This window comes from Bartonella sp. AD328YNZD, assembly GCF_042196425.1.
This window is the reverse complement of record NZ_JBHIQG010000043.1, coordinates 1-13232: the sequence shown is the minus strand read 5'-3', so window position 1 is coordinate 13232 and position 13232 is coordinate 1. Positions and strand designations below refer to the sequence as shown.

The following is a 13232-nucleotide window of genomic DNA, read 5'->3' as shown; positions in this document are numbered from 1 at the left end:
AGTATGACTGGTATTGCGGTAACGCTATTTATCAAAAATCCCAATGTTTCTGGAGAGTGTAAAATTTACTATCATGATATTGGTAATAATCTTTCTACCGAAAAAAAACTTGGAATGATTCAAGACTTTGGTAGTGTTGGTGGTATTACACGTGAACAAGGCTGGCAAATAATTACACCAGATAAGCATGATGATTGGATTCATCAACGTGATGACAGTTTTGAAACGTTTCTCGCCTTAGATGATAAAAAAGGGCATAATAAAAAACTATTTGAAGCTTCTTCATGTGGTATAAAAACCAATCGTGACGCTTGGACATACAACTCTAGCCGTGATGCTTTATCAAAAAATATGAGTAATATGGTAGCCTTTTATAATAGTGAGGTAAAACGTTTTAATGCTGCTTATGGACATGCTGACCGTAAAACACGTACCAATATTGTAGACAATTTTGTAAATTCAGATGCTAAAAAAATCAGTTGGAGTCGCGCTCTTAAACAAGAATTGGTAAAAAGAAAGACTTTCAACTTCGAAGAAGCATGTTTCACGCAAAGTTTATATCGCCCTTTTATACAACAATGGCTTTATTATAATCGCATTTTCAATGAATTGGTTTTACAGATGCCTCGTATATTCCCAATGGGAAAAGCGATTGAAAATCAAGTAATACAAATTACAGGTACGGCAACTCAAACAGTTTTTTCTACTTTAATGACTAAGGCTTTACCTAATTTTCATGCAGTGCATACTGGTCAATGCTTTCCACGTTATATTTACGAAAATACTGAATCTTTAAAAAATAAAAGTGAGAAACAATCCCATTTATTTACAGAAGCAAACACAACATCTGGTTTACAGAGACGTGATTCCATTACTGATGAAGGATTAGCACATTTTAAAGCGGCTTATCCTAATGAAAAAATCACTAAAGATGATTTGTTTTATTACGTTTACGGTTTACTTCATTCGGAAGATTACCGCGCCCGTTATGCTCATAATTTATGCAAAGAACTGCCTCGTATCCCTTGCGTAAAGAGTGCTGATGATTTTTGGAAATTTGTGACAGCAGGGCGTGAACTGGGGCATTTGCACGTGAATTATGAAGATGTAGAGCCTTATCCAGTCACATTTAAAAAGGGTAATCCAAAACAGACTGAGATCTCTAATCCCGAAGAATTTTACTACGTTACAGAAATGAAATTTTCTGGGAATAGTAAGGAAAAGGATAAATCAACTGTTTTTTATAACAGCAATATCACAATAACAGATATCCCTCTTGAAGCTTATGAGTATATCGTCAACGGTAAACCCGCTCTTGAATGGGTTATGGGGCGTCAGTGTGTTAAGACTGATAAAAAGAGTGGTATTGTCAATGATGCCAATCGCTATGCTGTTGAAACCGTTGGTAACCCTGCCTACCCATTGGAGTTGTTTCAAAGGGTTATTACCGTAAGTTTAGAAACCATGAAAATCGTGAAAAAACTACCAAATTTGGTATTAAGAGAAACTGAATAACTTATAAAGCATGCTCACATAATGGATATGATAAACGCATAAGGGGTATAAGGTCTTATACCTATAGGTTCTATATCCCTTTATACTCTATACCCCCTTTATACATTGTTTACATACAATCTTTAAAAGGATAATTTATCATGCGTTATTCTAAAAAGAAAAAACTTGCACTTTTAGATACTCTTATTTGGATTGTCTTTAAGACTTTTAAGAAATCCACTCTTAAAGTGAATTAGATTTTTTTACATTGCCTTTAAGAGGTTATACCGTAATCTAAAATGATAATTTTATCCTTTTCAAAAGCTTTGTTTAAAAAGAGTTATGTATATTCATTTTCTTATATTACTTATAGGTTTTGTAGGTTCTTAAAACCCCCAAAACCCCTACAAAACCCCTTTTTATATATATTATAGATTGTATTTAATATAGGTTGTTTCTTTAAAACATTAACGCATTGAAATATAATGATTTTTATTTTGGATTAAAAAATAAAATAATACGTACAAAAAGCACCCCCAAAACTCATAACCTAATGATCTTGATAGCATTTCTTATGAGTTACAAACCATCTTTTGAAAGGCTTTAAAGGATCACATGATTTTCATAAAGCACGTTGTAATCATTCTATAAATCATAAGGTTATCATTCAAAAGAACTGATAAAATTCATAAAAAGGATTTTGATAACGTAATCAGTTTTTAATTTCATATGCTTTTCATAAGACACGTTTTAATGACTCATTAAAATGATCACTTTTGTCAGTTCAATTTACTGACACATAACTGACAAGTTTTAATCAATTCACATCATTGGCTATCTTTAAAGATTGTACTCTTGATATAAGTTATGTTTTAAAGATATTAACATATTGAAATATATTGATTTTAATTTTTTACCATTCAAAAAAAATAATGGAGGGTCTAAAAAGAACTGACAAAACTGACATCACTGACAAAAGCCTATTAAAAGGAATTTTACTGATCTCTATAATGATCAATCTCTCTTTAGATGTTTTCATAACAGTCTATAAATTACAATTATCCTACTTATCGTTTCTCTTATGAAAATGAAAAATGATGCCATGGCTATAAAGCATATAACAGCTATAGAAAATGCGTAAAAACAGCAGCTTCAAATAACTAAACTGTAAATGAACGCATTGATTATAAAGAGAGCACCTATAAGAGGCTATTAAATTTTAAATGTATTATAAACAAAATTCACAAAAAAATTTAAATTCATTTAGTAAAAAAACTGATAGGTTATAAAGATAAAAATACTCATTATGAGAGCCTTTTTAAATATTATAAATGTATAGATTCAAAAAACAGTGCAATCGTTTCTAAATCCCATAATATAGCTTTAAACGCATATAAATATAAAAGAAGCAATTCATAAGCATAAGATATTATCAATACACAACGTATTTAAAAAATACAAAAAAATATCAAAAAAAGATAAAATATTATTTGACAATAAATACGTATTTTTTTATATGAAGACGGTACGCTAATTTTTGTATTGTTATCCCCATTTCTTCTAAAAAAGCTACTTTTAGAACTTCACTAGAATGGGCGGGGTTATGCGTCATTTGTTTTCATTCCTTTCATCAATGGTAATCTTGATAATCAACAAGCTCCACATCTGTTCCGATAAAGCGAAAAATAACACGCCAATTTCCATTCATCTTAAAAAGTATATTACTCTTTATGCGCATTGGGAACGGCTTTTCTAGATCCTAGTAAGCTGAATATATAGCCTTGTCCGATTAGAACTCCAAAAATCGTAACAAAAACGCCTATGATTTGCATGATTTGAGGGATGAAGCCGAACAGGATTTGCACCAATAAGGCTGAAATAGGTACAAAATTGAAAAATATCGCCGTCTTACCCGGACCTCGGATCGCTATTCCAATATTCCAAAATAGGTAGGCTAAAACTGATCCTGCAACCCCCATCCAAAGGAGTGCGAATAAACTAGCGCCGGACATAGACATCGTTTCTTGAAAAGGGGATTCGAATAAAAAGGTTAGGACGCCAAGGGCGACGGTGCCAGAGAGCATCGTCCAGCTTGTTGTTTCAAGCGGGGTTGCGTTCTTGACAAATGACCGCGTGCCCACGGTATAGAACGCCCAACCAATGGAACCTAAAAGAATCATAATATCTCCTTTGGCAAAGGAAACATGGTTAGACAAAAATCTCCCATTTGTTATGACTAAATAGACCCCGAACATGCTAATGAGCATCCCTATAACCCTCTCACAGGTTGGGAAAGATTTATTCATGATAGCTTCAATAATATTAGCACTAATAGGGGTTGTCGCCATGATGAGGGAGGCTGTTATGGGATTTGACGTTTGCAAGCCAACAAATAAAGCGCCATTAAACCCTGCCACACCGATAATCCCTAGGAAAATATAAGAAATAAAATTTTGCGATAAAACATGCCACCGCAAGCCTTCTTTGAAAATCATAATTAAAAATATGGCGATTACGGCAATGAGAAACCGCTCAAAAGAAGCTGTCCATGGAGAAACAGTCGTTAAAGCTATCTTAGTGGCTTGGAAATTGGAACCCCAAAAAAAGGTTCCTACGAGGGTTAAGACAAGAGCTATTCTGGGCGTGATTTTCATTGGATAGATCCTTATATTTGATACCAAAGTGGAGCATCGAGACGTATAGAAGAAATTTGTGCGGTATTAGATGAGGAAAGAATAAAGTTGACCGCGGAAGCAATGTCATCTGGTTGAAGCATTTTGGCAAGATTCTCTGGAGGTATCTCTGGGAATCCTTTAAAATTGCGACGAAAATCCGTATTAACTTTATCAACTTGGATTGAACAAACACGAATATTTTGTGGCATTCCCCATAAGCGCAACCCACCACTATAGCCCTCTACAGCAAATTTAGAAGAAGAATATGAAATTAAAGAAGGATTGTATTCTACACCCCATATGGATGAAATATTTAAATATCGGCGCGAATCTCCTTTTTTAGATAGGGTAAAGTAGCAGCTATTATATAGAACATTCCTTTAATATTCACATCAAATGTTTCAGCACATTCTTGAGCATCAATTGTTTCTGGATCGCCACTATAACAAATGCTTGCTACATTAACTAAGACATCAAGACCACCAAATTCTAAGATAACCTTATGGACAGAAGAGTCAATGGCTTCTTTATCGCGGATATCAACAATCAATTTACATAAGCTTGCCGTATCGATGGAGGTTGGTAGTTCTATGTCAATGATGTCTGCACTTGCTACCTTATGACCATTTTTCAATAAGTTTAGAACAATTGCTTTACCGATGCCGCGAGCGCCTCCTGTGACTAAAATACGTTTCTGTTGTTGTGAGTAAATTCCGGTCGTGTTTTTTATCATTTCGTTTAGCATTTTCTATACCTGAAGTTGTAATCATTAATATTCAGCTAGTTTATTTTTAGCCATGCATTATGTATTACTGTATTATGTTTAATGTATTGAGTATTATTAAATTGTTTAAATAATAAGATAGCCTTAAAGTTTATTGTGATTAGGTTGAATAACTAAAGAACTGATATTTCATGTAAAGACGTCTCATTAAAAGGAAATACCTTTTTAGAGGAGAATGCTAGAGTTTGTGATTCTTTAGGTAGATTTAAACAGCGCCAACCATGCTTGTGAGCATACGCCTCAAGCAAAGGATCGCCAATAACAGCGACAGGATGACCTACAAGCTTCAGCATATGCTCATCGGAAATATCATCACCGTAGGCCCAGCAGTTCTTAAGGTCACCACCATGTTTTTCAATAAAATCCTGAATCGCAAGCGCTTTTCCAACGCCGATCGTTTGCGGAGGGACGAAACGGCCATTATATTTTTGCCCATCATGCAATAGTTTTGTGTCCAAGATGTAAGGTACACTTAGATGTTCTGCAATGGGGGCTAGAATTTCTATAAAAGAGCCGGATACTAAGACCGGCTCAATTTTTTGGCTATGATGGGATTTTAGTTCTGTTACTACTTCTTGGATTAAGAAAGTAGGATTAATCAACGCGCGCTTTGCCCAAGTTTCTGCACATCTTGTTACTTCTGCTACAGCACGTCCGGCAAAAAATTCATAAAAGCGACGGTTTATTACGCTGCGCGGACTCTGGTTATCATGGTGTGCACGTAAAATAGCAGTAGTATCTGCATATTCCTCTTGATGAGCGTTGGTTGAAAAACCTAGCCAAGATTTATACCAGAAATCGTGGAAAGCGAGCATACTCTTGCTCCGAATAAGGGTGCCATCTACATCGAAGAATGCATACGCAAGACTCATTATTAATTTCTCCCTTCAAAAAAAATTAAATACTTTATAATGTTGTTTGTTCTTTATAAGCATGGATATGATTTATTCGTAATATTAATCCTTTGTTGTGAATTCCCAGAAACCTGTTTTTTTGAGCTTTAGCTGCGCGTGGACATCCCCTCCTAAGCCATACCATCCGATCGCACCGCCTCGATTCATTTGATAACTCATCCAAAGCAAGACGATATTTACTATTCGATTAGCAGAGGGATCGTTCACAGATGGAAACGGATTGGGTAATATTGCTTGATAAAAGGCATGCCCATCAGCATCTGCCAGTAGTATATTGGGAAGACCAAGTGGGCTGGGTCGTGTAGGTGCATGGGGATTCAGATCATGTTGCCGTAGTGCCATAATTGTGTAAAGACTGTTAGGAATTAACCCCAAAAATTCAAAACGAAAATGTCCTGTTCGTTGGTCGTTAGGGACGAAAACTTCCATGGATCCTTTCGCTTTACACCATTGTTCAAGGGTTATCGGCGCAGTAATCTTTCTACCATCTTGGTTTCGAGCGTCTGGTATTGGTACTTCATGGAAGCCATAGCTTGGCAGATAAATATTTTTCGCATTGGGGCATTGCGCTGGTGCAAATATTACTGGATAATTATTGCATGGTAATGGTAAGGGCAGAGTATGTAATACAAGAGAGGCATCACTACTAGAAAGAGGATCTGAAAGTTCTTTTATGATATCGTAGGGAGCATTCTTGCCGAATTCAGGAGTTACAGTAGAGGTTTATACCAAAGCTCTTCCCCACTCTGAGGTAAGTTCTCCATGGGAATTCATGCGATTGATTTGTCCAATAACAATAAAATTTCCCTTTTCATCCATTACTTCGCTCGGGGAATAAGTCGGTCCTTGTGTAGTCAAACTTAGTTCGTACATTATTGTTTTCATAGATAATGCCTCTACGCAAGATAAACATTTTCAAGGTTCTCAGCTTTCCGCGAGACAGAGTCCCTACCTGTTTGCTTGTTAAGAAATTTAATCGCTTGTTTGTGTTCATTCTTCTTTAGTTTTTCTGCATGATAAGCAGTAAACTGAAAGGAAAGAGTAGCGACGCTCGTGTCGCCTTGGTTAACTGATATAGTTATATCGAAGTGAAGGCGAGATAATCTGGATATATCGCTAGAGTTAATTCGATAGTTAAAAACAACGTCAAGAGGGAATACAAACCCTGTAAAATTGGCAGCCAGGCTATTTAACACAAAGTAATACAGCTCCGTCCAGTTATCTCCGATAAAATATTCCTCAGTAACTGCTAAAAACATTTGACGAGCTGCTTCAATCAACACCATACCTTGTATATGTTGTCCAGTTTGATGATCATTCATTAGTTCTGACCGTTCATCCAATATTAAGTGAGATTCAAAATTATGCTCATCTAAACGTTTCGGGTGAGAGATAATCGCATTTCTGATGTAGTGCTTATGACTTTGCAGGCGGCTAACGCGAAGTGGACGCTGTAGTAGAGGAGAAATATCAATCCCGTGGGCTGCGAGTGGATATAGTCCTTGGTCATAAAGAGCTTGAGCTTGAACTTCTGTTAACCCTTGACCGCTAACAAGTTGACTATTACTAGGTAAATTGGCAAAGGAATTTGTACGTATCATCTCTAAAATTTCCCCAAAAGTCTTAACGTTTTCATGTATACTAAATTCATGAAATTTATTGCCAACTATAAAAATTTTCTTATTAGATGTATTTTTCATTGTGCTCCCTGCCTCAAAATTATAACTAATTTTAACTCTCTTTTTATATCTCTTTGATTTATTTGAAATAAAAACATACTCTTCATAAAATTATTATATGGCTTTAAAAATCGGTAACTACGTTATTGATCAAATATAAGCAAAAATTTACCAAAATAATTACATTACTTAAAACATACATGGCTTTTCGGTAATATTATAGAAGAGTAAGCGCTCATTTTTAGCAATCACTACCCTCCACTCAAACCAAAAGCTGTAGCTTAGTTTTACAGCTGTCGCCGTAGTTCGTTGTTAATTAATAAAGCGTTTGTAAATTTTTGTATAAAGTCCACCTTCTCCACCCGTGATAAAATTGTCTCCGGCCTTTTTAATTATCTCTTGATAGCGCGGAGAAGAAAAAAGGCTCTTATAGATCTCAGGATCAACAGAAAAACCGGAGAGAAACATAACACCCAGCTCTGTACTAATGATGGAATGATAAGCAATAAACTCTTCAACCTCAGATACCTTGCGTACTAAGGTCAAAAATGGTTTTGTCTCGCCATTGGCGGTAGGAAGTAAAACGGCTTGGAGGAACCTCAATATGACGCAGCTGCAGATACGGTGTGCTAGGCAAAGACTGCTTGAGCACTTTTACCGATTCAACATAGGTCAAAAGTTGACGACGAAAGTCGTTCACAAGATCTTCTCCCAATAATTTTAATTCAAGCTCCCATATCCCCGGCAAGCTCTCAATCTGTTTTAATGAGGGCAAGGCTCTCAACTGCAGAACAGTCCTATTATCAAAGAGATACAAACACCGTAGCCTGCTGCTCAGATTTTTCTGCTGTGATCTGCCTCCATTTCTTAGCTACTGTAAGAGTTTGGTTTTCTTTAGGATATATTTCTGTAATTAAAAGATACGGTGTAGACATTAAATTCTCCTTGAAATTAAGAAAAAAATTAAATTCGTAAGTATCACGCTTTTGATAATAATGATGTTGCTGGCAAATAAATTTCTCTATGTCTCCTTGCGTGAGGCAAAAACTTCTTTAGCAATTTCAACGACATTAATCGCTGCAGGAAAGCCTGCATAAGGAGCAATGTGAATTGCTAATTCAATCACCTGTTCGGGCGTGCCACCTACATTAAGCAGACCCTGTATATGCAGCTTCAGCTGTGGAATCGCAGTTCCTAACGCTGCCACCGTTATAATTTCCCGTTCAAAGAAGTTGAGGATAGGCCGTGTGTAGATATCACCAAACCCAAACTCAACAACAAAACGAGCTAAGTCTGGAGCAATGCTACCCAGTGTCTTAATAATCATTTGTCCATCGGGGCCATCAATACGTTCTAGTGCCTTCAGTCCAGATTCGTAGCGATCCTCGCATACTAATGGCGAGCCGCAACTAGATATGAAGTCTAGTTGCTTTTCATCAAAGACCTCTTTTGCAGCAAAAACACTATTTAAGGCTGCTGGAAACCCTGCATAAAGTGCCAATTGTATCATTACTTCAATCAGCTCAGCAGGACTACACCCAATATTAAGAGCACTGGTAAGGTGGAATTTGAGTTGCCGTCTTGCATTACCGAGAGTTGCAAAGATGGCAACGGTGGCAAGCTGCCGAATACGGCTTGTTAAGTGAGGTCGCTCATAAATTTCTCCATACACAAAAGAGATGATGAATTTTGCGAGATCAGGGGCAATATCGGCCATTTCTTCAAGAATTGAAGGGGTCTAGACCAATTCCATAGAGCGTAAACGCTCCACGCCCAATTCATAAGCATTTTTCTTATAATTTACAAATGTTTGTTCTTGCATGTAATGGCCCCCTCCCCACGGAGCTTTAGTTTGATAAGGCTTTTACTTTCCTTAAAAACTAAACCTTCAATTAAAATGCAATACCTTATCTCCTCTTGCGGACTTGCATTGCATGAATCGTTATCGTGCTTTAATATCCTAGTCAATCATTTTTGTAAATTTATTTTATATTATTTTTCATTTTTTACATTATAGGCAATCCTTATGAAGCTATAGCAGATAGTAAGGGATTTTTCTATGGCATTAATATTACGTTGATGCAGCAGGCACGTGTAGCCTTTCCAGACGTTGTACTTAAGACTGAGCTAAAATTAGCAAATTAAACCCTTCTTATTCGTATTTGCGCAAGAGAACTGAGGTGTAACTTGTTGAGCGTAGAAACACCATGCATGATTATGTACGCATTGAGCTATAGGACTTAGTTGTATTTAGTATTTTGCGGCTTGAATTTACCGAGGAAAGTGCGAAGCGTTAAATTTATAACAGATGCTACTGACTTACCTCTAATCTAATAAAGTTCTATCATGACAAAGCCATTTGTTGGGGTGTACGGAAGAGCTTTGTTTTTAACTCAAGTTAGAGGTATGTAATAGCAGATGAGCGCTGTACTCCTTTGCTGCAAAGTCCTCCAATCGGTTTAGCTAAAAATATTATGCCGCAATTAGGTGCCCAATATAGCTTGATCATGTCTATAAATTTTGGTTTAATACCTCTAGCACTGGAGAACTTTAGTAAAATTAATGCTGTGTGCCTCTATTAAGTTGTAAAATATATTATGCTTTAAGATCTCGGTAAAAATTTTCATGAGAGCCAAGTGCTAATAAGGTCAAAGTAATCGTGTGATCTTCATAGCTGTAAGCAAGCAGCGTCAATTGCTTGGCCATTTTAAATTTATAGACAAAAACACCAGAAAGATCACCTGTTTTGGCTTGACCAATGGTGGGCGTTTTCATAATGACGCGAACAGCTTGATCTAGATCTTGTTTTTGGTTGGCATGCAGTTTTTTGACAGTTTTTTTAAATGAATGGGTTTGTAAAACTTGCATAGATTCAGCCAAATTCGAATGCTGTTACATCGCCATCTGCATTTTCTTGTTGTCCAAGTAAGATTGCTTGAATAAATTGAAAGGAGAGATCTGGATTTTCTTCGGCTATTTTGCCCATACGCGACCAATATTCAATTTGCTTAGGAACCGAGCGGCTATAAACAGACGCGTAACGCTTAGCCTCATTAATGAGATCATCAGACAGTTTAACAGTTGTAGCCATGACTATACTCCTACCTTACAATAAGGTGGTAATATAGTTCAAAAGGTGTTAAAAAGCAACCTTTGAAACACAATAACCCTAGCAGATCTCTAACACAATTCCTTCTCTCACAGCCATCTTTCTTAATATCTGAAAGAAGAGAAAATAAAAGATAAATTTAGAACTAAATGATCGAGAATAAGCTCTAAAAAGGTTCGGGATAGGCAGAAAATAAGTTAAAAGAATCAACGGAATCAAAATTCCCGAACTTCTATATAATCTATTGATTTTATATAAATATAGCATTCCTACCCCCTCCGCCACAGCACTTTTGTCGTGCTATAAATTATTGATTCTATATGTCTTGTATGTAGCTTGTCAGCAGGTTTTGCAGAATTTGACAGCAGGTTTTGCAGCAATTCATTTTTAAAATTCACGTCTTTTTTAAAAAATTAAAGGGGTTTTCAAAGGGGCTTCAAAGACCTTTCAAAGATCATTTAAAGACCCTTTAAGGCAGCTTTTTCTCCTTTGCTAAAAGTCGCAATTTGAGATGATGAGCTCTTGAGCTGGAATTGGATTATTTGAACTGCATGTATAAGATATGGTGACCTCTTTTATCTTAAATGGGCTAAAGCTTTTGCGAATCTCCGGCACATCATTGAGTAACAGAAGAAACTTTCCCTTTAATTGTGCAAGCAGTGTGGACATCCTCTGATAATCCTCTCGCTTAAACAAATCCTTGCCATAGTAATCCTCAACACCCCAATAAGGCGGATCAAGGTAAAACAAGATGTTGGGACGATCATAGCGCCTAATAAACTCAAACCAATCTAAATGTTCAATGGTCACACCTGCTAAACGACGGTAAATAAGCTTTAAGGAGGCTTCAAGTTTGAGACTATTAAACCGTGCACCACGGTGTGGATCAACTCCAAACGTCTGTTTTGCCACTTTGCCACCAAAACTCAACCGCTGCAGATATAAAAACCGCAATGCCCGCTCTAAATCTGTCAGGGTCTTGGGATCTTGGGTGCGTAACCGTTCAAACGCCTCACGGCTACTCACCTGGAACTCCAACAGATCCATGAAAGGGTAATAATGGCGTTGCAACACCCGAAAAAAATTCACCACATCACCTGAACGATCATTGATCACTTCATATAAAGGAACTAATTTTCTCCTTAAAGATACAACATATTGATTTATAATGATAATCTATCGTTATTCGTATTGAATTAGCCCCTCGAATAATGCAAGATTCTCTCATTTTAAATCTGCTTATCTTGAATCAATCAAAACCACTCATTTGCACGTCACAAGCGGGATGAGTGTGTGGATCAAATTTGTATAAGAAAGGAGTAAAAAATGGCTCTTATGAACCGTCTTAATGCAAGATCTGTCGCAACATTGGGGGCTGGCAAATATAATGATGGTGCTGGCTTGTTACTTCATAAGCGTAAAGATGGAGGTGCTCAATGGATTTTACGGTATACCCTTCACGGACGTCGTCGTGAAATGGGCTTGGGAGCGTTGCGAGATGTCTCTTTAAAACAAGCCCGTGAATTGGCAAACCAATGGCGTTCTGTTTTGCACGAAGGTCGTGATCCTATTAAAGAACGTGAGAAACAAAAGCGTGAAGCAATAAGCAATCTCCATTATTTAAAAGATATTGCTCTAGATGCTTTTGAAAGTCGGAAAGCTGAATTAAAAGGAGATGGTAAAGATGGGCGTTGGTTTTCGCCTTTACAACTTCATATTCTCCCTAAATTAGGGTGTTTACCCGTTTCTGAGATTACGCAAACAGAAATACGCAATGTTATTGCTCCTATTTGGCATACAAAAGCTGGAACTGCTTATAGAGCTCTTAATCGTCTTAATCTTTGTCTCAAACATGCGGCTGCTTTGGGTCTGGATGTTGATTTACAAGCAACAACAAAAGCACGCGCTCTTTTAGGTAAACAACGCCATAAGATCACGAATAGATCAGCGATGAATTGGAAAGATATACCAGCTTTTTATCAGTCACTCTGTAAAACACAAAACATAACACGACTGGCTTTGCGTTTACTTATCCTTACAGGGGTTCGTACACGCCCTTTACGTTATATCCATAAAGATCAGATTGACGGGGATATATGGACAATTCCTGTCACGCCCACCATTCAATTTTATAGTATAAATAAATTATTGAATTATCGTATTCTTCCAATGTACGGGATGCGTAAATAAAGATTCGGAAATAAGATTTTGCAACATGCCTCTACAAAGAACATACTTTACAGAGTGTTTCTAATATTTTTTTACGTTCTGATAGCGCCTCTTTGGGGAAGCCATCTAAAAAGTATCAAAAACGTAACAACAGCCTCATTTTGAAACAGATTAGAAATTTGATTTTAAAACTCTTTCCACAAGCATAGGCTTCTGTTCAAAAAAACATTGTTTATTTCCTAATCTATCCCCTGTTTTTCTTAATTCTTTTATGTCTATTGGTATACACTTGTTGTCCAAACAGTTAGATATAACAACAGTCACTTCGATCGATATAAAACACTTAGCCTTAGAGCTGTATTTTGAATTTACCAATTACAGATTATAATAAAATATTAAAAAGAGTAA

At 36.6% G+C, this 13232-nt stretch carries 14 protein-coding genes and 3 pseudogenes; 2 read left to right on the top strand and 15 right to left on the bottom strand.

Annotated features, from left to right (window positions below):
• Window positions 1-1515, top strand: a 1515-nt coding sequence (locus tag ACFIO3_RS03670) for a type ISP restriction/modification enzyme (protein WP_375704120.1), incomplete at its 5' end; no start/stop codon positions are given.
• Window positions 1516-2980: 1465 nt separating this feature from the next.
• Here ACFIO3_RS03670 and ACFIO3_RS03665 read toward each other — a convergent pair.
• The 15 genes and pseudogenes from ACFIO3_RS03665 to ACFIO3_RS03595 form a co-directional block, all read right to left on the bottom strand.
• Window positions 2981-3106: a hypothetical protein gene (locus ACFIO3_RS03665; RefSeq protein ID WP_375607432.1), complete on the bottom strand. Its 126-nt coding sequence runs from the start codon at window positions 3104-3106 to the stop codon at window positions 2981-2983.
• Between the two features lie 18 nt (window positions 3107-3124).
• A pseudogene (locus tag ACFIO3_RS03660) lies at window positions 3125-3202 on the bottom strand (Killer protein); the annotation flags it as partial.
• Between the two features lie 13 nt (window positions 3203-3215).
• Window positions 3216-4148, bottom strand: coding sequence for a DMT family transporter (locus ACFIO3_RS03655; RefSeq protein ID WP_375615136.1), 933 nt, complete (start codon window positions 4146-4148; stop codon window positions 3216-3218).
• Between the two features lie 11 nt (window positions 4149-4159).
• Window positions 4160-4902, bottom strand: a pseudogene (locus ACFIO3_RS03650) (SDR family oxidoreductase).
• A 164-nt stretch (window positions 4903-5066) separates the two neighbouring features.
• Window positions 5067-5825, bottom strand: coding sequence for an HAD family hydrolase (locus ACFIO3_RS03645; protein ID WP_375615135.1), 759 nt, complete (start codon window positions 5823-5825; stop codon window positions 5067-5069).
• A gap of 84 nt (window positions 5826-5909) precedes the next feature.
• Window positions 5910-6296 carry a hypothetical protein gene (locus ACFIO3_RS03640; protein WP_375607430.1) on the bottom strand — a complete coding sequence of 129 codons (387 nt, stop codon included), beginning with the start codon at window positions 6294-6296 and terminating at the stop codon, window positions 5910-5912.
• 294 nt (window positions 6297-6590) lie between these two features.
• A complete protein-coding gene (locus ACFIO3_RS03635; RefSeq protein ID WP_375615134.1) occupies window positions 6591-6752 on the bottom strand; it encodes a hypothetical protein in 162 nt (53 codons plus the stop codon).
• An 11-nt stretch (window positions 6753-6763) separates the two neighbouring features.
• Window positions 6764-7567, bottom strand: coding sequence for an AfsA-related hotdog domain-containing protein (locus ACFIO3_RS03630; protein WP_375615133.1), 804 nt, complete (start codon window positions 7565-7567; stop codon window positions 6764-6766).
• Between the two features lie 291 nt (window positions 7568-7858).
• Window positions 7859-8092, bottom strand: coding sequence for a hypothetical protein (locus ACFIO3_RS03625; RefSeq protein ID WP_375607427.1), 234 nt, complete (start codon window positions 8090-8092; stop codon window positions 7859-7861).
• Window positions 8067-8294, bottom strand: coding sequence for a hypothetical protein (locus ACFIO3_RS03620; protein WP_375695926.1), 228 nt, complete (start codon window positions 8292-8294; stop codon window positions 8067-8069). The genes ACFIO3_RS03625 and ACFIO3_RS03620 overlap by 26 nt, the downstream gene beginning before the upstream one ends.
• A 55-nt stretch (window positions 8295-8349) precedes the next feature.
• Window positions 8350-8481 carry a hypothetical protein gene (locus tag ACFIO3_RS03615; protein WP_375615131.1) on the bottom strand — a complete coding sequence of 44 codons (132 nt, stop codon included), beginning with the start codon at window positions 8479-8481 and terminating at the stop codon, window positions 8350-8352.
• A gap of 86 nt (window positions 8482-8567) precedes the next feature.
• A complete protein-coding gene (locus tag ACFIO3_RS03610; RefSeq protein WP_375615130.1) occupies window positions 8568-9263 on the bottom strand; it encodes a carboxymuconolactone decarboxylase family protein in 696 nt (231 codons plus the stop codon).
• Between the two features lie 878 nt (window positions 9264-10141).
• Window positions 10142-10426, bottom strand: coding sequence for a type II toxin-antitoxin system RelE/ParE family toxin (locus ACFIO3_RS03605; RefSeq protein WP_246054788.1), 285 nt, complete (start codon window positions 10424-10426; stop codon window positions 10142-10144).
• Complete coding sequence (locus ACFIO3_RS03600; RefSeq protein WP_005773872.1) at window positions 10419-10637, bottom strand: TA system antitoxin ParD family protein; 219 nt, start codon at window positions 10635-10637, stop codon at window positions 10419-10421. The genes ACFIO3_RS03605 and ACFIO3_RS03600 overlap by 8 nt, the downstream gene beginning before the upstream one ends.
• Window positions 10638-11147: 510 nt before the next feature.
• Window positions 11148-11831 carry a DNA adenine methylase gene (locus ACFIO3_RS03595; RefSeq protein WP_375615141.1) on the bottom strand — a complete coding sequence of 228 codons (684 nt, stop codon included), beginning with the start codon at window positions 11829-11831 and terminating at the stop codon, window positions 11148-11150.
• A gap of 150 nt (window positions 11832-11981) precedes the next feature.
• On the opposite strand from ACFIO3_RS03595, the pseudogene ACFIO3_RS03590 reads away from it, so the two are divergent.
• Window positions 11982-12764: pseudogene (locus ACFIO3_RS03590) on the top strand (tyrosine-type recombinase/integrase); the annotation flags it as partial.
• Window positions 12765-13232: the final 468 nt, after the last annotated feature.

What these genes read in the sequence shown, in the direction of transcription:
- ACFIO3_RS03645 (WP_375615135.1), bottom strand. Translation starts at nt 5,825, where the DNA reads ATGAGTCTTGCGTATGCATTCTTCGATGTAGATGGCACCCTTATTCGG.
- ACFIO3_RS03640 (WP_375607430.1), bottom strand. Translation starts at nt 6,296, where the DNA reads ATGGAAGTTTTCGTCCCTAACGACCAACGAACAGGACATTTTCGTTTT.
- ACFIO3_RS03600 (WP_005773872.1), bottom strand. Translation starts at nt 10,637, where the DNA reads ATGGCTACAACTGTTAAACTGTCTGATGATCTCATTAATGAGGCTAAG.
- ACFIO3_RS03635 (WP_375615134.1), bottom strand. Translation starts at nt 6,752, where the DNA reads ATGAAAACAATAATGTACGAACTAAGTTTGACTACACAAGGACCGACT.
- ACFIO3_RS03610 (WP_375615130.1), bottom strand. Translation starts at nt 9,263, where the DNA reads ATGGCCGATATTGCCCCTGATCTCGCAAAATTCATCATCTCTTTTGTG.
- ACFIO3_RS03630 (WP_375615133.1), bottom strand. Translation starts at nt 7,567, where the DNA reads ATGAAAAATACATCTAATAAGAAAATTTTTATAGTTGGCAATAAATTT.
- ACFIO3_RS03615 (WP_375615131.1), bottom strand. Translation starts at nt 8,481, where the DNA reads ATGTCTACACCGTATCTTTTAATTACAGAAATATATCCTAAAGAAAAC.
- ACFIO3_RS03655 (WP_375615136.1), bottom strand. Translation starts at nt 4,148, where the DNA reads ATGAAAATCACGCCCAGAATAGCTCTTGTCTTAACCCTCGTAGGAACC.
- ACFIO3_RS03665 (WP_375607432.1), bottom strand. Translation starts at nt 3,106, where the DNA reads ATGACGCATAACCCCGCCCATTCTAGTGAAGTTCTAAAAGTAGCTTTT.